The sequence below is a fragment of the Methylobacterium endophyticum genome (assembly GCF_050591105.1).
GTDB lineage: Bacteria > Pseudomonadota > Alphaproteobacteria > Rhizobiales > Beijerinckiaceae > Methylobacterium.
In genome coordinates this window covers 130,858-149,527 of sequence record NZ_JBNHES010000006.1, presented here as the reverse complement: position 1 = coordinate 149,527, position 18,670 = coordinate 130,858, and the positions used below count along the sequence as shown (strand labels likewise).

The following is an 18,670-nucleotide window of genomic DNA, read 5'->3' as shown; positions in this document are numbered from 1 at the left end:
GCCGCCTCACGGCCGGTAGCGCCGCAGCAGGCGGGCCAGGTCGACGAGGACGAAATCGCCCGTCCCGCCCGCGGCGGCCGGGGCATAGCCCGAAACCGGGCCCGTGCCGAATCCCGACGCCTCCGCCGGGGGGGCACGGCCGACGCCGAGCACCCTGTCCACCGCGAGGGCGACCGGCGCGGAGCCGCCGCGCAGGGCGACGAGATGGCCGGTCTCGACCGCCCCCTCCGCGCCGCCCCGTCCCATGGCGCGGGCGAGGCCGAGGACGCTGACGACGCTCCCCGACAGGGCGACGATCCCCAGAAGTGCGGGGGGAGCGCCCGGCACCGGCGTGCAGGGCCGCGCCGGCAGCACCTGCGCCACCTCGGAGAGGGGGAGGCCGAAGCGCTCCTCGCCGCACAGGCACACGAGCGCCTCGACGCCCTGGGCCTCGCGGACGGCCTCCCGCCCGCGCCGGGCGAGGAGCGCGGTGCGCGCCTCGCGCAGCGCCCGCTCGTCGATGGCCGCCCTGCCGCTCAACCCGCCGCTCCCGCGATTCCCGCCCGCGCCGTCCGCGCGCTCTCGGCCACCTGCCGGGCACGGGCGCCGTCTCCCTCCGGCACCGCCATGTCCGGCGGGAGCGTTTCGGCCAGGGCGACGGCGTTGTCGAGGGCCCTGCGCGCGTCCGCAGGGCGGCCGAGGGAGGCGAGCAGCAGCCCGAGATGGTAGTGCGCCATGACGAAATCCCGATCGAGATACACCGCTCCGCGCAGGGCCCGCTCGGCCTCCGCGTCCCGGCCGAGGCTGTGCGCGACGAGCCCCTCGTAGAGCCGCAGCGCCGGATCGAACGGCGTCGCCGAGAGCGCGGCGCGCAGCGCGGTCCAGGCGCGGGCCGTGTCGCCGGCATCGGCGAGGGCGCGGATGCCTGCGAGCCCCTCCGGCGGCGCGGCCTCCTCGCGTGCCGGAGCGGCCGGCGGCGGCGGCCCGGCGGCGGGCTCCAAGACCGGCGGCGACAATAACGGCGGCGACGATGGCGGGAGCGGCAGGGGCGACAACGGCAAGGGCGACAACGGCAGGGGCGGCGGCGGCGCGGCCACGGGCGCGCCGCTCTCCGGCCGCCTGTAGGCGACGGTTCCGGGGAGGTTGATGGCGTCGAGGAAGGTGGCGAAGCTCGGGTTCGGCTCGGCATGGCCGATGAGAAGCCACCCGCCCGGCCGCAGCCGCTCGCCGAGCGCGCGCACGATGGCCGTCACCGTGGCGGCATCGAAATAGATCAGCACGTTGCGGCACAGGATCAGGTCGAACTCGCCGAGCGCAGCGCCGCCCCGTCCCCCGACCAGGGAGAGGAGGTTGTGGCGCTCGAAGCGCACCATGCGGGCGAATTCCGGCCGCAGGACATAGCCGCCGTCGCGGGTGGCGCCCGCGCGCGCCGGCACCCGGCGGAAGTAGCGCAGGCGCTCCTCCGTGGGCATGGTGCGCAGCGCCCAGCGCCCGTACAGCCCCCCCCGCGCCGTCGCGAGCGCCTCGGCGCTGATGTCGGTGCCGAGGATGCCGACATGCCAGTCCGGCAGCGCCTCGCCGAGCAGCTCGTTCAGCAGGATCGCCACGGAATAGGGCTCCGCGCCCGTGGAGCAGCCGGCGCTCCAGACCCTCAGGGACCGCGCGACGGCGCGTTCCGCGACGAGGCCGGGCAGGATCGTGCCGCGCAGCGCCGCGAACTGCTCGGCGTAGCGGAAGAAGAAGGTCTCGCCGATGGTGACCTCGGCCTCCAGCGCGGCCCATTCCCTCGGGCCGGCGGCGGCATCCGACAGGCGCGCGAGATAGCCGGCGGAATCGCCGACGCCGCAGGCGCGGAAGCGCCGGGCAAGCCGCTCGAACAGGAGGTCGTCCTTGTCGGCGTAGTAATGGTGCCCCGTGCGCGCCACCACCGCCGCCTTGAGCGCGGCATAGCCCGGATCGGCATGGGGATCGTGGGCCCGCGCGCGGCTCATGCCGGCCCTCAGACGGAGGCCAGGGCGGCGAGGCGCTCGCGGGCGGCCCGCGTCAGCACGGCGACGCGCGCGGCCTCCTCCGCCGTCAGGATCCGCCCCGGCCCGAGCACATGGACGAGCCGGTCGTCTCGGGAGAAGGTCGCCTCGACGCAGCCGTTCAGCGTGCGTCCGTCCGGCACCCCGCGCAGGGCCCCCGCCTCCACCGCGGCGAGGTCCGTGACCCGGTCGACGAGGAAGGCCGTCCCCCGGTCGGCGGCGAGGACGAGATGGGCGTAGAGCGCGGGGGGCCCCGCCTCGTCGCGCAGGCCGAAGAGGCGGGCGAGGTCGATCACCGGCACCGGCTCGCCGCCGAGGTTGAGGAAGCCCGCCAGCACCCGGCCGGCGACGGGCGGCGCGGACAGGTCCGGCAGCGGCAGCACCTCGGCCACAGCCTCGCGCGGCAGCGCGCAGGGCGTGCCGGCGACATCGAGGAGGAGATAGGCCGCGCGCATCGTCGCTGGCACCGGCGTCACGGCTCCCGGCAGGGTGGAGGATCGTCGGAGCGGAGATAGGCCGGGCGGCGGCCGCCGGCAATCGCGCGGGCGGGACGACGCCGTCAGGACGCCGTGGCCGGGGGCGGTTCGGCGCCGGTGCGCAGGCCGGTGGCGGCCTCCAGAGTGTCGTAGGCGCGGCGCATCTCCAGGCAGAACGCGTCGAACATCTCGGAGCCGGTGGCCTCCTGCTCCTGCTCCCAATCCTTGATGCCGTCGATGATGGTGTAGAGGGCCCGCAGCACTGCCACCGCCTCGAGATAGACGTCGCCGCCCTCGGGCACGAGGCCGGCATAGTACTCGATGCAGCGCCGGGCGAGCAGCACCGGGCTCTCCCGGCCGGCGGGGTCCACCGTGAGGTTGCGGTCGCGGATCGAGGTGTAGCGGTTGGCCTTGGCGATCCATTCGTGGGCGTCGGCATGGGACACGTTGTGGTAGCAGATGCCGGACGCCGGATCGGGGCGGCAGATGCTGTCGCTCAGGTTGCGCAACCCGCCATGGACGGTGGGGCGGAACTCCATCGCGCCCCGCCGGAAGGCGCGCACATGCGCCTCGGGCCAGTAATAGGCCCGCTCGTCGTGGCGGCCGAGGATGTGCTGTCGGCAGGGCAGCATGTAGAGGTCCGCCGAGGGGGCGGCGGCCTCGGCCTTGAGGAAGGTCATCGCTTCCGGGCTCAGGCACTCGTCGTCGTCGAGGAAGACGATGAAGTCGCCCTTGCATTCGCCATAGGCCAGCGTCCGCGTCTCCTCGACGGAGGGCGACCACGGCACCGTGACGACGCGGTCGGCGTAGCGTCTCGCGATGGCGGCGGACCCGTCGGTGGAGGACTTGTCGACGACGACCAGCTCGTCGACGAAGCGGATCGAGCGCAGGCAGGTCTCGATCACCGCCTCGCGGTTGTAGGACACGACGAAGCCGCTGATCATGATCCCTCGGGTCCCGTCACACTCAATTCTCGCGCGCCCGCACGAGCATCGCGGGCTCGGCCGGGGCGGATACCTTATGTCTGCATCATGTCTACAACGGGCGGTAGTCCGCAGGTGCCGGCGGCCGTTGCCGGCGATCGTGGCCGGCCATCACGAATGCGACAGCGCGAGGGACCGCCCGAGAAGGAGCGCTTCGCCGCGAAAAACAGGGCCTCGCCGCCGTTGACCCGGCCCGCGCCCTCCGCTATGCAACGCGACACTTTTCAGGCCCGCCCGATACCGGCGGCCCCAAAGCGGCAATCGAGACCGATGCGTTCGATCCTTATCGTAACGGAAGCGCCATCGACGGGGCGGCCCTGAACCAGGGGCCGCGATCCGGGCGGTGGCGCATGCAGGGTCCCTTTCGGGGCCCTTTTTTGTTGCCCGCGCACGGGTCGGAGCCACCCGAGAGACATCCACGCACGACACGGTCGAGACGAGTGAGAGGCAGGAGGACAACATGAGCGGCGAGGTCATGACCGGGGCCGAGATGGTCATCCGGGCGTTCCGGGATCAGGGTGTCGACACGCTGTTCGGCTATCCGGGCGGCGCGGTGCTGCCGATCTACGACGCGCTCTACCATCAGGACGCGCTCAAGCACGTCCTCGTGCGCCACGAGCAGGGCGCCGTCCACGCGGCGGAAGGCTACGCGCGCTCCTCGGGCAAGGTCGGCTGCGTCCTCGTCACCTCGGGGCCCGGCGCCACCAACATCGTCACCGGCCTCACCGACGCGATGATGGATTCGATCCCGCTCGTCTGCATCACGGGCCAGGTCCCGACGCATCTGATCGGCTCCGACGCCTTCCAGGAATGCGACACGGTCGGCATCACCCGCCACTGCACGAAGCACAACTACCTGGTCAAATCCATCGACGACCTGCCGCGCATCCTGCACGAGGCGTTCTACGTCGCCTCGCACGGGCGCCCCGGCCCGGTCGTGGTCGACCTGCCGAAGGACATCCAGTTCGCCAGCGGCCTCTACGCCCGCCCGGCGAACGAGGGCCACAAGACCTATCACCCGGCTGTGAAGGGCGACGGCGAGCGCATCCGCGCGGCGGTCGAGCTGATGGCCACCGCCAGGCGGCCGATCTTCTACACGGGCGGCGGCGTCATCAACTCGGGGCCCCGCGCCGCGAAGCTGCTGCGCGAGCTCGCCGCGGAGACGGGCTTTCCCGTCACCTCGACGCTGATGGGGCTCGGCGCCTTCCCGGCGGCGGACCACCAGTTCCTCGGGATGCTCGGCATGCACGGCACCTACGAGGCCAACCTCGCCATGCACGACTGCGACGTGATGATCTGCGTCGGGGCGCGCTTCGACGACCGCATCACCGGCCGGCTCGACGCCTTCGCCCCCTACTCGAAGAAGATCCACATCGACGTCGACGCCTCCTCGATCAACAAGGTGGTCAAGGTCGATATCGGCATCGTCGGCGACTGCGCCTCGGTGCTGGAGGACATGCTCGACGCCTGGCGCGCGCTGCCCGCCCGGCCGGACAAGGCCGTCCTGAAGCCGTGGTTTTCCAAGATCGCCACCTGGCGCGCGCGCGACTGCCTCGCCTACTGGCCCTCGGGCACGATCATCAAGCCGCAATACGCGGTGCAGCGGCTCTACGAGGCCTGCAAGGACCGCAAGACCTTCGTCACCACGGAGGTCGGCCAGCACCAGATGTGGGCGGCGCAGTATTTCCGCTTCGAGGAGCCGAACCGCTGGATGACCTCCGGGGGGCTCGGCACCATGGGCTACGGCCTGCCCGCCGCCATCGGCGCGCAGCTCGCCAACCCGGACGGGCTCGTCATCGACATCGCCGGCGAGGCCTCGATCCTGATGAACATGCAGGAGATGTCGACGGCCGTGCAGTACCGGCTGCCGATCAAGATCTTCATCCTCAACAACGAGTACATGGGCATGGTGCGCCAGTGGCAGGAGCTGCTGCACGGCTCGCGCTACTCGCAGAGCTACTCGGAGAGCCTGCCGGACTTCGTCAAGCTCGCCGAGGCCTACGGCGCCAAGGGCATCCGCTGCGAGAAGCCCGGCGAGCTCGACGCCGCGATCCAGGAGATGCTCGACCATGACGGGCCGGTGATCTTCGACTGCGTGGTCGACAAGACCGAGAACTGCTTCCCGATGATCCCCTCGGGCAAGGCGCATAACGAGATGCTGCTCTCCGACTATCTCGGCGAGACCGGCGTCGAGATCGGCGACGTGATCTCCGAGGAAGGCAAGATGCTGGTGTGAGCTTTGGTGCGGCCCGGCCTTCCGGTCGGGCCGGCGATCCGCCGCACGCGCGGCGACGCGCGGTCGCGCTTTCCTCGCGCAGGAGCGCGAGGACACCGACGCGAAGAAGTATTGACGACGAGGACGCGCCCGAGATGAACGCCATGAACACCCACTACCCCGATCCGGTCCGGGTCGAGACGGTCAACCGGCATACCCTCGCCGTGATCGTGGACAACGAGCCGGGCGTGCTGGCACGCATCTCGGGGATGTTCTCGGGGCGCGGCTACAACATCGAGAGCCTCACCGTGTCCGAGACGGAAGAGGCGCGCCACATCTCGCGCATCACCATCGTGACCACCGGCACGAACGCGGTGATCGAGCAGATCAAGGCGCAGCTCGACCGGCTGGTGCCCGTGCACCGGATCGTCGACCTCACCCTCCAGGGCAACGCGCTGGAGCGCGAGATCTGCCTCGTGAAGGTGGTCGGCCACGGCGAGCACCGCAGCGAGGCTCTGCGCCTCGCCGCCGCCTTCGGCGCCAAGACGCTGGACGCGACGCTCAACTCCTTCGTCTTCGAGCTGACGGGCTCCACCGAGGAGGTCGACCGCTTCATCCGGCTCCTGTCGGTGATCGGCCTCGTCGAGATCTGCCGCACCGGCATCGCCGCCATGGGACGCGGCGCCGAGCCTCTGTGACGCCTTCCCCGGCGGCGTGCTATCGTGACGCCGCCGGCCGGAGGAGCGGACGATGGAAGCCAAGGTTGTGCGCTGGGGCGAGGATCTCGCCGTGAGGCTGTCGGCCGAAGAGGCGCGCGCGCTCGGGCTGAGCGAAGGGCAGACCGTGGAGGTCGTGCCGAGACCTTCACGACTGACGCTCGCCGACATGATCGCGGAGATGGATCGGCTCGGACCGGCCAATCGACCGGCGTTGATCGACTGGGGGCCGGATGTCGGCGCGGAAATCATCCGTGACGACTACTCCTGAACCCGCACCGCTCGACGCAGGCGATCTCGTCTGGCTCGACCTCAGACCGACGCTCGGGCGCGAGCAGTCTGGAATCCGCCCGGCCGTCGTTCTTACCGACGCCGCGTTCCACCGCCTGAACGCCACGGCGATCATCTGCTCGATCACCAGCAACGTCTCTCCATGGCCGACCAAGGTCATCCTGCCGGATGGATTGGCGGTGTCGGGCGCCGTACTGACCGATCAGATCCGATGCGTCGATCGGGCTTCGCGTGGCTTTCGCAGGATCGGGTCGCTCCCGCCGGCCGTCTTGGACGAGATCCGGCTGCGCATCCTTCTCCTCATCGGCGCACCGCTCGTGCCCTCTGGATCGGGAATTCGCTCATGACCTCCACCCTCTACTACGCCCCCGGCGCCTGCTCGCTCGCTTCGCATATCGTGCTGGAGGAGGCCGGCGCCTCTTTCGAGACGGTGCGGCTCGATCTCGCCAAGGGCGACCAGCGCGCCGCCTCCTATCTCGCCGTGAACGAGCGCGGGCGCGTGCCGGCGCTGGTCGAGGACAGCTGGATCCTCACCGAGAACACCGCGATCCTGCGCCACGTCGCGCGCGCCCATCCGCAGGCGGGGCTCTGGCCGGAGGACCTGCGCGAGCAGGCGGCCGCCGACGAGTGGCTGTGCTGGCTCTCCACCAACCATCACCCGGCCTATGCCCATATCCGCCGGGCCGAGCGCTACACGGCGGACGAATCCGCCCATGACGGCATCCGCGCTAGGGGCCTCGACACCTATGGCGACCTCTGCACCATGACCGAGGTGCGCCTGTCGAACGGCGGCTGGGCGGTCGGCGGGCGCTACGGCGTGGTCGACCCCTACCTGCTGCTGTTCTGGGCCTGGGGCCGCGGCCCGGCCTGCCGGTTCGACATGGCCGGGCGCTTTCCGGCCTGGACGGCGCACGCCCGCGCCATGGCCGAGCGGCCGGCGGTGCGCACGGTCTTCGCGCGCGAGGGGCTCGACCTTCCGGCCTGACGGACGTCATGGCGCGGACCGTCTTGCGGCGGCCCGTCGATGGCGCTAGAAGCCGAACCGTACGGTACGGTACGGACCTCGCCGGATGTTGTCGCCCTCTCCCGAAGCCCCCCCGACGCCCTCCCTGCGCCAGCAGGCGGTGCTCGGCGCCGTGCTGGCGCTGATGGTGGAGGAGGGCGACCAGCTCACCATGGACGCGGTGGCGCGCCGGGCGAGCTGCTCCAAGGAGACCCTCTACAAGTGGTTCGGCGACCGCGACGGGCTGCTCACCGCGACGGTGCGCTGGCAGGCCGCCCAGGTGCGCGCGGACCGCTACGAGGGCCAGGCCCTCGACGCGGCGAGCCTGCGCGAGAACCTCGAATCCTTCGCCGCGACCTGGCTCAGCGTCGTCGCGAGCCGCACCTCGGTGGCGCTCAACCGCATCGCCATCGGCCACGCCACCGCCCGCAAGAGCAATCTCGGCGGCATCGTGCTGGAGAACGGGCGCTTCGCCATCGGCGCGCGCCTGAAGCCCGTGCTGGAGGCGGGCCGCGCCGCCGGCCTTCTCGCCTTTGAGGACGGCGAGGAGGCCTTCCGCACCTTCTTCGGCCTCGTCGGCCGCGACATCCAGATCCGGCTGCTGCTGGGCGACGCGCTGAGCCTCGACGAGGACGCGATCGCCCGCGAGGCGGCCCGCGCCGTCGCCCAGTTCCTGGCCCTCCACGGCCGGGCGAGTTCCAACCCCTGACGCACGAACCAAGGAGACCAACGATGCGTGTCTATTACGATCGCGACGCCGACCTGAACCTCATCAAGGGCAAGAAGGTCGTCATCGTCGGCTACGGCAGCCAGGGCCACGCCCATGCGCTCAACCTGCGCGATTCCGGCGTGAAGGACATCGTCATCGCGCTGCGCGAGGGCTCGGCCACCGCCAGGAAGGCGGAAGGCGAGGGCTTCAAGGTGATGTCGGTCGCCGAGGCCGCCAAGTGGGGCGACGTGGTGATGATGCTCACCCCCGACGAGCTCCAGGGCGACATCTACAAGGAGTCGCTCGAGGGCAACATGAAGGAGGGCGCCGCGCTCCTCTTCGCCCACGGCCTCAACGTGCATTTCAACCTCATCGAGCCCCGCAAGGATCTCGACGTGCTGATGGTCGCCCCGAAGGGCCCCGGCCACACCGTGCGCGGCGAGTACCTGAAGGGCGGCGGCGTGCCGACCCTCATCGCCATCGCTCAGGACGCCTCGGGCAACGCCCACGACCTCGGCCTGTCCTACGCCTCGGCGAACGGCGGCGGCCGCGCCGGCATCATCGAGACCACCTTCAAGGAAGAGTGCGAGACCGACCTGTTCGGCGAGCAGGCCGTGCTCTGCGGCGGTCTCGTCGAGCTCATCAAGGCCGGCTTCGAGACGCTGGTCGAGGCGGGCTACGCCCCCGAGATGGCCTATTTCGAGTGCCTCCACGAGGTGAAGCTCATCGTCGACCTCATCTACGAGGGCGGCATCGCCAACATGAACTACTCGATCTCCAACACCGCCGAGTACGGCGAGTACGTCACCGGCCCGCGCATCGTCACGCCCGAGACCAAGGCCGAGATGAAGCGCGTCCTCAACGACATCCAGGGCGGCATCTTCACCCGCAACTGGATGCTGGAGAACAAGGTCGGCCAGACCTCGTTCAAGGCCACCCGCGCCAAGCTCGCCGCCCACCCGATCGAGGAGGTCGGCGCGAAGCTCCGCGGCATGATGCCGTGGATCTCGGAGAAGGCGCTGGTCGACAAGTCCCGCAACTGATCCTGCGTCCGGGGCCGGGCGTCGCCCGGCCTCACACCGTTCCCATAAGGCCGGTGCCGCTCGCGCGGGGCCGGCCTTTTTCGTGCGGGCGCGGCATCGCGCCGGAGCGCGGGGGCCTTCCCCGGCCTCGATGCCTATGGTGAGACGCTGATGCGCGGCGAGGCGTGAAGCGCGAGCGACGGGCCGTCCCGCGTCGAACCGGACCGGCCCGTCCCATGGACGCAACCGCAAGCACCACGCTGCCGCGCGCCGCTCCGCCGGCGGCATCGAGACCAAGCTCCGGCGCACGTCACGGGAACGGAGCTTGAGCCGACTGCCTATGTTATACTCACGAGCACAAGATAATTGCTCAAAATAAATACATGCTAATAGCTACTGGGAAGACGCCGCTCGACTTCCGAAAGGCTCCTCTCCTCGCCGGCGATGTCCACAGCGACTGGAACAGGGCCCGCGCCGCCCGAAAACGTAAACCTGAGGTCACAAGGTGCGAATTTCTGGTTGCGCTCGACAGGCACCCGACACGGGCTGGTTTATTGACGAACAGGCAAGCAGCGCATAGCTTAGCTCATCGGCTGATGCTGCCTGCCGCTCGCACCCGCAAGGGACGGTGAAAGCATCGCAAAAGTTCTTCGCATCGCGACCTTCCGGGCAGCGAACGCGTCAGCAACGCGAGCACTGACGAACGTTTGCTGCGTCGTACGGAAGCTTTAACCGCATGCGCCTCGATTCCGATACAATTCTCGACCCCAAAGCCATGGCCCAGGCTCTGCGCAAGGCGCTAAAAGCCAGGGACATCGAGATCACACATAGTGTTGCCCTGGACATCGTGGCCGCCCAGCATGGTCTCGCCGACTGGAACAGGCTCGCCACCCGGTTACGGACGACATCCGATGAAACCCCGCGCTTCGAGGAGACTTGTCCGCTGATGCGGATCTTCGACGAGGCCAAGGCGAGGGAGTTCTATCTCGGCTTCCTGGGCTTCCGGATGGATTGGGAATACCGCTTCGGCGAGGGGTTCCCGCTCTACGCCCAGGTCTCCCGCGCCGGGCTGACCTTGCATCTCACCGAGCATCACGGCGATGCCAGCCCCGGCTGCACGGCCTTCGTCAGGATGGCGGGGATCGAGGCCTACCGGCAGGAACTGCTCAACCGGGAATATCCGTACGAGCGTCCCGACATCGAGACCGCCCAATGGGGTCTGGCGATGGAAGTCACAGATCCGTTCTACAACCGCATCCGCTTCTGCGAAAGCAAGCCGATCCGTTGACCCGGCGATCCTCGGATCGCCCGCGACGCGCGGGGCGCGGCGCACGCCCCCGAGGAGCCCCTTCATCGCCTTGATGACAGCCGACGATCTGCGCCCACGGGGCGGGCGAGGCCGCATGCCTCGCCCGCCCCGGCTGCGACCGGTTAGCGCTCGTAGGTGAAGGTGCTGATCGAACAGACGTTGACGTTGTTGCGCACGAGCGACTTGCCGTTCTCGAAGACGGCCTTGAAGTCGTATTTGCACTTGCCCGAGCCGTCGTCGATGTTGATGTCGAAGGTCTCGCCGTCCTCGATGGTGTCCTTGCCGAGGATATCCTCTTCCCAGTCGTCCGTTCCGGTCACGGACGCGTAGAAGTGGTGCATCGACAAGCCGGTCTTGTTGACGATGTCGACATGGCGGTTCGCGGCATCGGCAGGCACCGCGACGAGGGCTGCCATGGCGAGAGCGGCGGCCGTAAGATGTTTGATGGTCATGATAGTAGCCCCGTGATGGATAGACGGGCGGACGCCGCCGTCGATCGGATAGTCCCTCAGGGCTGCCGGCCTGCCTTGCGCGGCGTCCGTCACATTGTCGACAGTCCTCGACTGCTCCCGTAAGCCGAAATCCGCAGCGGGCGCTACCGTTCGGGCCGCCAGTCCACAGCAATGCCGTATTGTCGGGACTCCGGCGCCGGAGGATGGCTTTCCTCCAGCGGCGCGCGGATGCTCCCTCAGACCGTCCGCAGGGTCGGTCCCCGTCGCACGAACCCGACGATGTCCTTGACCGCGTCCAGCGTCGGCCGGGCGATCGCGTCGGCACGCTCGGCACCGTCCGCGAGGATCGCGTCGATATGGGCGGGGTCCGCCACGAGCCGCTTCATCTCGGCGCCGAGGGGGGCGAGCGACTCGACGGCGAGCTCCACCAGCGCGCCCTTGAACGAGGAGAACTGCGCGCCGCCATATTCCGCCAGCACCGCCTCGCGGGTGGTGTCCCTCAGCGCCGCGAAGATGCCGACGAGGTTGTCCGCCTCCGGCCGCCCCTTCAGGCCCTCGGCCTCGGAGGGGAGGGGCTCGGCGTCGGTCTTGGCCTTGCGCACCTTGGTGGCGATGGCGTCGGCATCGTCCGTGAGGTTGATGCGCGAATAGTCGGACGGGTCGGATTTCGACATCTTCTTGGCCCCGTCTCGCAGGCTCATCACCCGCGCCGCCGGGCCGCCGATCAGCGGCTCGGTGATCGGGAAGAAGCCCTCGCCATGCCCATGGGCCAGGATCGACGCAGCGAAGTCGGTGTTGAACTTCTGCGCGATGTCGCGGGTCAATTCGAGATGCTGCTTCTGGTCCTCGCCGACGGGGACATGCGTCGCCCGGTAGGCCAGGATGTCGGCGGCCATCAGCACGGGATAGTCGTAGAGCCCGATGCTCGCGGCCTCGCGGTCCTTGCCGGCCTTGTCCTTGAACTGGGTCATGCGGTTGAGCCAGCCGAGGCGCGCGACGCAGTTGAAGATCCAGGCGAGCTCCGCATGGGCCGAGACCTGACTCTGGTTGAACACGATGGAGCGCCTCGGGTCGATGCCGGCGGCGAGGAAGGCGGCCGTGACCTCGCGGATCTGGGTCTTCAGCTCGGCCGGATCCTGCCAGAGCGTGATCGCGTGCAGGTCGACCACGCAGTAGAGGCACTGTGCGTCGCGCGCCTGCATCTCCACGAAGCGCTTGATGGCGCCGAGATAATTGCCGAGATGCAGGTTTCCGGTCGGCTGGACGCCGGAGAAAACGAGGTCGTTGAACGCGGCCATCGCGCGCTTCCCTTGCGTCGAGCGTCCTGTCGGGGTCGGCCGGGGTTCTGGACCGCGCCTTCGGACCGGTCAAGGCGCCGCGACGGCCTTCAGGGCTCGCGCGTCGACACCTGCCGCGAGGGACAGAGGTCGATCAGGACGCAGCGGCCGCAGGCCGGCCGCGCGTGGCGGCAGACGGCCTGTCCGTGCAGCATCATGACCTCGTGGTTGTCGTAGAGCGCCTGCGCGCTCCAATCCGCCGGAAGCTGCGCCCGCAGGACCGCATGCGCCGGCCCGACGCCCACCGTCCGGCCGATCAGGCCGAGGCGGAGGGCGACACGGTGATGATGGCTGTCGACGGGCAGCGCCGGCATCCGCAGCCGCGAGAAGGACAGCACGGCGGCGCTCGTCTTCGGCCCGATGCCGGGGATCGCCTCTAGCCAGGCGCGCGCCTCGTGCACGCCCATGCCCGCGAGGAAATCGAGGCTGAGAGCGCCGTGGCGCTCCCGCACCGCGCCCAGGGCCGCCCGGATGCGCGGCGCCTTGAGCTCCGGCCATGTCACGCCCCGGATCGACGCCTCGATCTCGTGGGTGGGGGCGTCGAGCAGCTCGCCCCATTCGGGAAAGCGCGCCCGCAGCGCCTTGAAGGCCCGTCCGGAATCGGCGTTGCGGGTCCGGTGCGAGAGCAGCGACGAGACCAGCTCGCTCAACGGGTCGAGGCTGTGGAAGTAGGGGATCGGGCACCCGTGGACCGGGCAGAGCCGGGCGTGCACCGCGAGCGCCAGATCGGCCAGGGCCGGATCGGGGGCGACGGGCGCGGGCGTCCGGCGGCGGCCGGGCGGCAAGGGCAGGTCGGTGGGGCTCGCCATCATCGGCGAACCCCGTCGGGGCGTCCCGGTTTCCGAGAAGGGCGCGGCTACTTCAACAGCGCGTAGATGTTCACGTCGAGCTTGTCGTCGGCCTTGTCGGAGAGGTCGGTGACGTATTCCTCGATGAAGCGGTCCTGGACCACGACGTCCTTCACGTCGAGATAGGCGGTCAGCGTCTCGTAGGTGCCGTCGATGGCATCGTAGGAGCCCTTGTGGGGAAAGCGCAGGGCCTTGCCGCTCGGGGTGACGGCGAAGCGGAAGCCCTCCGTCTCCGGCGGCTTCGGATCGGGCATCCGCGCCACCGGCACCATCGCCTCGTACTGGAAGCCGTCATCCTCGGTGCGCGTGAACACCGCGATCGGCCGGCCGGTCGGGGCGATGCCGAGCCTGGCCAGCTCCGCCTCGATCCTGGCGAAGGAGGCTTTCAGGCTCGGCACGGCCTCCTCCCATTTGGAATGCCCGGCGAGCACCAGCGCGGGTTTGGCCGGCAGCGAGACCTCGTCCACGTCGTTGGCGTCGCCGGGCGTCTCGACCAGCGTGGTGCGGGCGGCACCCGAGGCCGGCGCGGCCCCGGCGGCGGGAGGCGCGGCAGGGGGCACGGGAGGCGTCACCGCCTGCGTCGCGGAAGGCGGGCTCGACGTGCCCGGCGCCGTCGAGGGATCGGGTTTCGTGGTGGTCGGCAGCGGCGCCGTCACCGCGGGCGGAGGCGCGGCGGATGGAGGCGGCGCCGGCTGCTCCGCCAAGGCCGCGACAGAGAGCATGCCTGCGACCGAGAACATGAGTCCGGCGGCGAGGACGCCTGCGGCCGGCAGGAGAGCGAGAGGGACGCGGGGACCGATCACGATGGCGCTCCAAGGCTGCCGGCGGCCCGTCGGAGCGAATCGCGCGGCGGGACGGCACGCCCGAACCTAGTCACGAACGCCGCCGCCCGCGAGCGCCGCCCGGTGCAGCGTCGCGCGATGGGCCGGGCGCGCGGCGCTTCTGCCACGGCCGTCATGCGGGGGCGGGGGTCGCGCCCGGCGCCGCGCTTTGCCATATAGCGGGCCCCGGCCGGACCACGCGGCCAGCGATGCGAAGCCCGAGCATGAGCGCACTCGCCCACAGACGCTTCCTGAAGATGCACGGCGCCGGCAACGCCATCGTCGTCCTCGACCTGCGCGGCTCGGACGCCCGCGTCGCGCCGGAGGAGGCCCGCGCCATCGCCGCCGATCCGGGCTCGTCTTTCGACCAGCTCATGGCGATCCACGATCCCGCGAGCCCCGGCACCGACGCCTATATGCGCATCTACAACACCGACGGCTCGGAATCGGCCGCCTGCGGCAACGGCACCCGCTGCGTGGCCTTCGCCATGCTGGACGATCCGGCCATGGCGCGCCCCGCCGAGAGCGGCCGGCTGACCCTGGAAACGAGCGCCGGGCTCGTGGAGGTGAAGCGCGTGGCCGAGCGCTCCTTCACCGTCGACATGGGGCGCCCGCGCCTCGCCTGGAACGAGATCCCGCTGCGCGATCCCTTCCCCGACACCCGCCGCATCGAGCTTCAGATCGGCCCCATCGACGATCCGATCCTGCATTCGCCGGGCGTGGTCAGCATGGGCAACCCGCACGCGATCTTCTTCACCGAGCGCGACCCGGCGGAGTTCGACCTCGCCAAGATCGGGCCCTTGCTCGAGAACCACCCGATCTTCCCGGAGCGGGCCAACATCTCCATCGCGCAGGTGGTCGGGCGCGACCGCATCGTGCTGCGGGTCTGGGAGCGCGGCGCCGGGCTGACGCTCGCCTGCGGCACCGCCGCCTGCGCCACCGTGGTCGCGGCCTCGCGCCTGCGCATGATCGCGCGGCAAGCCACCGTCGCGCTGCCCGGCGGCGAGCTCTTCATCGAGTGGCGGGCCGACGACCATGTGATGATGACGGGCCCCGTCTTCCTCGAGGCGGAGGGGACGCTCGCGCCGGAGCTGTTCGACGCGGCCCCCTGATGGCCGTCGAGACGCTGACATTCGGCTGCCGCCTCAACACCGTCGAATCCGAGGTGATGCGCGGCCATGCGGGCGCGGCCTCCGACGATCTCGTCATCGTCAACACCTGCGCGGTGACGGCGGAAGCGGGACGCCAGGCCCGCAAGGCGATCCGCAGGCTCGCCCGCGAGCGGCCCGGCGCGAACATCGTCGTCACCGGCTGTGGCGCCGAGATCGAAACGGAGGCCTATGCCGCCATGCCCGAGGTCTCCCGCCTCGTGGGCAACGCCGCGAAGCTGCGCGCCGGGACATGGACGGGGCAGGAGGCCGGCGAGGTCGGCGCGATCATGCGCGCCGCCGCCGGCCAGCCGACCCGCATCGACGGCGTTGCCGGGCATACCCGCGCCTTCGTGCCGGTGCAGAACGGCTGCGATCATCGCTGCACCTTCTGCGTGATCCCGTTCGGGCGCGGCAACTCGCGCTCGGTCCCGATGGACGCGGTGATCGATCAGGTCGCGCGCGTGGTCGATCAAGGCGGCCGCGAGGTGGTGCTCACCGGGGTCGACCTCACCGCCTACGGCCGCGATTTTCCCGAGGCGCCCACGCTCGGGCATCTCGTCCAAAGAATCCTGGCCCGCGTGCCGGATCTGGCGCGGCTGCGGCTGTCATCCATCGATTCCGTCGAGGCGGACCCGGCGCTGATGGAGGCGCTCGCCAGCGAGCCCCGGCTGATGCCGCATCTCCATCTCTCGCTCCAGGCCGGCGACGACCTCGTCCTCAAGCGGATGAAGCGGCGGCATTCGCGCGACGACGCCATCCGCTTCTGCGAGGAGGCGCGGCGCCTGCGCCCCGGCCTCGTCTTCGGCGCAGACCTGATCGCGGGCTTTCCCACGGAGACGGAGGAGCAGTTCGCGCGGAGCCTCGACCTCGTGGCCGAATGCGGGCTGACGCATCTGCACGTCTTCCCCTATTCGCCCCGCCCCGGCACCCCCGCCGCGCGGATGCCGCCGGTCGCGCCCGAGATCGTGCGCGAGCGCGCGGCGCGCCTGCGGGAGGCGGGCGCGGCGGCGCTGGCGCGCCATCTCGACGGAGAGATCGGCCGGACCCGCCGGGTGCTGACCGAGCGCGGCGGCACCGGACGCACCGAGGATTTCTCGCCCGTGCGCCTCGACGCCGAGGCGGGACGCATCGTGGATGTCATCATCGCCGGCCATGACGGCCGGGCGCTGATCGCGGCCTAAGCCGTTCCCTCCGCCAGCCCGCATTCCGCCAGCCCCGCCCGCATATGCCCAGGCACCGGCGCCTCGGCCACCACGGGGGGCTTCTTCGGGTAGAGCGGCAGCGTCAGCTTGCGCGCGTGGAGCTGCAAACCGGGGCCGCCGACGCGGGAGCCGGAGCCGTAGATGGCATCGCCCCGGATCGGGAACCCCATGGCGGCGCAATGCACCCGGAGCTGATGCGTCCGCCCCGTGACCGGCCGCAATTCGAGCCAGGTCGCATCCGGGGAGCGGCCGAGCACGCGCCAGTGGGTCAGCGCCGGATCGCCCTCCGGGTCGGCCTTCATCCACCAGCTTCGCGGATCGTCGGAGCGGCGGGCGAGCGCCAGGTCGATGCTGCCCTTGTCGGCGGCCGGCCCGCCCTCGACCAGCGCCCAGTAGACCTTCTCCGCCTCCTTCGTGGCGAAGAGCCTGTTGAGGCGGGCGAGCGCCTTGGCGTGGCGCCCGAGCGCGAGGCAGCCCGAGGTGTCGCGGTCGAGCCGGTGCACCACCTCGGGCCGGCGGGGCAGGCCGAAGCGCAAGGCATCGAGATGGTCGGTCAGGGTCTCCCCGCCTTTCGGGCCGGGATGCACGGGAAGACCCGCCGGCTTGTCGATGACGAGCAGCAGGGCATCGCGGTAGAGGAGCCGTGGCCCTATGTCAGGCGGGTTCGCCGCTGTCGGGGACATGCGCGTCGGCTAGTGCGTCCGGCGCGCGGGAGCAAGCATCGATGAGCCAAGACGAGAAGCCGGGCTGGCTCGGCCGCCTGTTCGGACGGAAGGGCGCGGCGCGCGAGGAGGGCGAGAGCCTGCCGGCGGAATCGCCCGCCTCGCCGTCCGAGGGCCAGCCGGATTTCGCCATCGGAGCGGATGCGGTCGAGCAGGTGCCGCTGCCGGCCTCCGAACCCTCACCGGACGACGAGAGCCGCAACACCGTCCCCGACGAGATCGAGGGGGCCGATCTCCAGCCCGTCGACAGGGAGCCGGATGCGCCCCCTCCCGGCACGGCGGGGGACGATGCCGGCCACGGCGCGGAGCCGGCCGAGGCGACGGAGGTCGCCGCGCTGCCGCATGCCGGTCCCGACCCGGACATCCAGCCCGTCGATTCGGCCCCCGCGCTCGCCGGCGACGCGGCCGGGGAGCCCGAGGCGCGGGGCTGGTGGGGCCGCCTGACCTCGGGGATGAAGCGCACCTCCTCCTCGCTCTCGGAGCGGGTGACGGGCCTCTTCACCAAGCGCAAGCTCGACGCCACCACCCTGGAGGAGCTGGAGGACGCGCTGATCCAGGCCGATTTCGGCGTCGAGACCGCCATGCGGGTCTCGGAGGCGGTCGGCAAGGGCCGCTACGAGAAGGGCATTTCCGCCGACGAGGTCCGCTCCATCCTCGCGGCGGAGGTCGAACGCGCCCTCGATCCGGTCGCCCGGCCGTTGGCCGTCGACGGCACGAAGAAGCCTTTCGTCATCCTCACGGTGGGGGTCAACGGCGCCGGCAAGACCACCACCATCGGCAAGCTGTCGCTGAAGCTGAAGGCCGAAGGGCGCAGCGTCATGCTCGCGGCCGGCGACACCTTCCGCGCCGCGGCGGTCGAGCAGTTGAAGGTCTGGGGCGAGCGCACCGGCACCCCCGTCGTCACCCGGCCCCAGGGCAGCGACGCGGCCGGGCTCGCCTTCGACGCGCTGAAGGAGGCGACGGAGAGCGGCACCGACGTGCTGCTCATCGACACCGCCGGCCGCCTCCAGAACAAGGCCGGGCTGATGGCCGAGCTCGAGAAGATCGTACGCGTCATCCGCAAGATGGACCCGGAGGCGCCGCACGCCACCATCCTCGTGCTCGACGCCACGGTGGGCCAGAACGCGCTCTCGCAGGTCGAGCTTTTTTCCCAGGCCGCGCCGGTGAGCGGGCTGGTGATGACGAAGCTCGACGGCACCGCGCGCGGCGGCATCCTGGTGGCGCTCGCGGCCAAGTTCGGCCTGCCGGTGCATTTCATCGGCGTCGGCGAGGGCGTCGAGGATCTGGAGCCCTTCGCCGCGCGCGACTTCGCGCGGGCGATCGCGGGGATCGAGCGCGGCTAGGACTCGCGCGGCGGCTGCCGTTCCGCGCGAGCGAAGGCGCGTCCCGGCAAGGGGGCCAAGACGC

Annotated in this window: 20 protein-coding genes; 11 read left to right on the top strand and 9 right to left on the bottom strand. The window is 70.7% G+C overall.

Going from position 1 to position 18,670, the window contains the following annotated elements; genetic code table 11:
* Window positions 1–6: 6 nt before the first annotated feature.
* The 4 genes from ACP56T_RS09305 to ACP56T_RS09290 all read right to left on the bottom strand — a co-directional run bounded on the left by ACP56T_RS09305 (window position 7) and on the right by ACP56T_RS09290 (window position 3,426).
* Window positions 7–519, bottom strand: a complete 513-nt coding sequence (locus ACP56T_RS09305; RefSeq protein ID WP_430911865.1) for a chemotaxis protein CheW — start codon at window positions 517–519, stop codon at window positions 7–9.
* The gene (locus tag ACP56T_RS09300) at window positions 516–1,970 is read right to left on the bottom strand and encodes a CheR family methyltransferase (protein ID WP_430911864.1); all 1,455 of its coding nucleotides are present in this window, start codon (window positions 1,968–1,970) and stop codon (window positions 516–518) included. The genes ACP56T_RS09305 and ACP56T_RS09300 overlap by 4 nt, the downstream gene beginning before the upstream one ends.
* A gap of 8 nt (window positions 1,971–1,978) precedes the next feature.
* Window positions 1,979–2,461 carry a chemotaxis protein CheW gene (locus ACP56T_RS09295; protein ID WP_430911962.1) on the bottom strand — a complete coding sequence of 161 codons (483 nt, stop codon included), beginning with the start codon at window positions 2,459–2,461 and terminating at the stop codon, window positions 1,979–1,981.
* 104 nt (window positions 2,462–2,565) lie between these two features.
* Window positions 2,566–3,426: a glycosyltransferase gene (locus ACP56T_RS09290; protein ID WP_430911863.1), complete on the bottom strand. Its 861-nt coding sequence runs from the start codon at window positions 3,424–3,426 to the stop codon at window positions 2,566–2,568.
* 499 nt (window positions 3,427–3,925) lie between these two features.
* Between ACP56T_RS09290 and ACP56T_RS09285 the strand changes: the two genes are divergently transcribed.
* From ACP56T_RS09285 to ACP56T_RS09250, 8 genes are all read left to right on the top strand, one after another.
* Entirely contained in the window at window positions 3,926–5,701 is a 1,776-nt protein-coding gene (locus ACP56T_RS09285) for an acetolactate synthase 3 large subunit (RefSeq protein ID WP_430911862.1), read from the top strand.
* 134 nt (window positions 5,702–5,835) lie between these two features.
* Complete coding sequence (ilvN, locus tag ACP56T_RS09280) at window positions 5,836–6,378, top strand: acetolactate synthase small subunit (RefSeq protein WP_430911861.1); 543 nt, start codon at window positions 5,836–5,838, stop codon at window positions 6,376–6,378.
* 52 nt (window positions 6,379–6,430) lie between these two features.
* A complete protein-coding gene (locus ACP56T_RS09275) occupies window positions 6,431–6,667 on the top strand; it encodes an AbrB/MazE/SpoVT family DNA-binding domain-containing protein (RefSeq protein ID WP_430911860.1) in 237 nt (78 codons plus the stop codon).
* Complete coding sequence (locus tag ACP56T_RS09270) at window positions 6,651–7,034, top strand: type II toxin-antitoxin system PemK/MazF family toxin (protein ID WP_430911859.1); 384 nt, start codon at window positions 6,651–6,653, stop codon at window positions 7,032–7,034. Before ACP56T_RS09275 ends, ACP56T_RS09270 begins: the two co-directional genes overlap by 17 nt.
* Window positions 7,031–7,672 carry a glutathione S-transferase family protein gene (locus ACP56T_RS09265; RefSeq protein ID WP_430911858.1) on the top strand — a complete coding sequence of 214 codons (642 nt, stop codon included), beginning with the start codon at window positions 7,031–7,033 and terminating at the stop codon, window positions 7,670–7,672. Before ACP56T_RS09270 ends, ACP56T_RS09265 begins: the two co-directional genes overlap by 4 nt.
* Before the next feature lie 88 nt (window positions 7,673–7,760).
* On the top strand, window positions 7,761–8,399 hold the full coding sequence (locus ACP56T_RS09260) for a TetR/AcrR family transcriptional regulator C-terminal domain-containing protein (protein WP_430911961.1): 639 nt from the start codon (window positions 7,761–7,763) through the stop codon (window positions 8,397–8,399).
* A gap of 23 nt (window positions 8,400–8,422) precedes the next feature.
* The gene (ilvC, locus tag ACP56T_RS09255; RefSeq protein WP_430911857.1) at window positions 8,423–9,442 is read left to right on the top strand and encodes a ketol-acid reductoisomerase; all 1,020 of its coding nucleotides are present in this window, start codon (window positions 8,423–8,425) and stop codon (window positions 9,440–9,442) included.
* Window positions 9,443–10,157: 715 nt separating this feature from the next.
* The gene (locus ACP56T_RS09250) at window positions 10,158–10,709 is read left to right on the top strand and encodes a glyoxalase superfamily protein (protein ID WP_430911856.1); all 552 of its coding nucleotides are present in this window, start codon (window positions 10,158–10,160) and stop codon (window positions 10,707–10,709) included.
* 143 nt (window positions 10,710–10,852) lie between these two features.
* Here the strand turns inward: ACP56T_RS09250 and ACP56T_RS09245 are convergent, their stop codons facing one another.
* The 4 genes from ACP56T_RS09245 to ACP56T_RS09230 form a co-directional block, all read right to left on the bottom strand.
* Window positions 10,853–11,182 (bottom strand): hypothetical protein, encoded by a 330-nt coding sequence (locus ACP56T_RS09245; RefSeq protein ID WP_430911855.1) that lies wholly within the window; start codon window positions 11,180–11,182, stop codon window positions 10,853–10,855.
* A 236-nt stretch (window positions 11,183–11,418) separates the two neighbouring features.
* Window positions 11,419–12,480 carry a tryptophan--tRNA ligase gene (trpS, locus tag ACP56T_RS09240; protein ID WP_430911854.1) on the bottom strand — a complete coding sequence of 354 codons (1,062 nt, stop codon included), beginning with the start codon at window positions 12,478–12,480 and terminating at the stop codon, window positions 11,419–11,421.
* Between the two features lie 89 nt (window positions 12,481–12,569).
* Window positions 12,570–13,331, bottom strand: a complete 762-nt coding sequence (locus ACP56T_RS09235; RefSeq protein ID WP_430911853.1) for an endonuclease III domain-containing protein — start codon at window positions 13,329–13,331, stop codon at window positions 12,570–12,572.
* Window positions 13,332–13,375: 44 nt separating this feature from the next.
* On the bottom strand, window positions 13,376–14,089 hold the full coding sequence (locus tag ACP56T_RS09230; RefSeq protein ID WP_430911852.1) for a GyrI-like domain-containing protein: 714 nt from the start codon (window positions 14,087–14,089) through the stop codon (window positions 13,376–13,378).
* Window positions 14,090–14,412: 323 nt separating this feature from the next.
* Between ACP56T_RS09230 and dapF the strand changes: the two genes are divergently transcribed.
* Window positions 14,413–15,300 carry a diaminopimelate epimerase gene (dapF, locus tag ACP56T_RS09225; RefSeq protein ID WP_430911851.1) on the top strand — a complete coding sequence of 296 codons (888 nt, stop codon included), beginning with the start codon at window positions 14,413–14,415 and terminating at the stop codon, window positions 15,298–15,300.
* Window positions 15,300–16,520, top strand: coding sequence for a tRNA (N(6)-L-threonylcarbamoyladenosine(37)-C(2))-methylthiotransferase MtaB (mtaB, locus tag ACP56T_RS09220; protein ID WP_430911850.1), 1,221 nt, complete (start codon window positions 15,300–15,302; stop codon window positions 16,518–16,520). The genes dapF and mtaB overlap by 1 nt, the downstream gene beginning before the upstream one ends.
* On the opposite strand, the gene ACP56T_RS09215 is transcribed toward mtaB, so the two are convergent.
* A complete protein-coding gene (locus tag ACP56T_RS09215; RefSeq protein ID WP_430911849.1) occupies window positions 16,517–17,224 on the bottom strand; it encodes an RluA family pseudouridine synthase in 708 nt (235 codons plus the stop codon). The genes mtaB and ACP56T_RS09215 overlap by 4 nt on opposite strands.
* Before the next feature lie 41 nt (window positions 17,225–17,265).
* Here ACP56T_RS09215 and ftsY point away from each other — a divergent pair, with 41 nt between their 5' ends.
* Window positions 17,266–18,606: a signal recognition particle-docking protein FtsY gene (gene ftsY, locus ACP56T_RS09210; RefSeq protein ID WP_430911848.1), complete on the top strand. Its 1,341-nt coding sequence runs from the start codon at window positions 17,266–17,268 to the stop codon at window positions 18,604–18,606.
* Window positions 18,607–18,670: the final 64 nt, after the last annotated feature.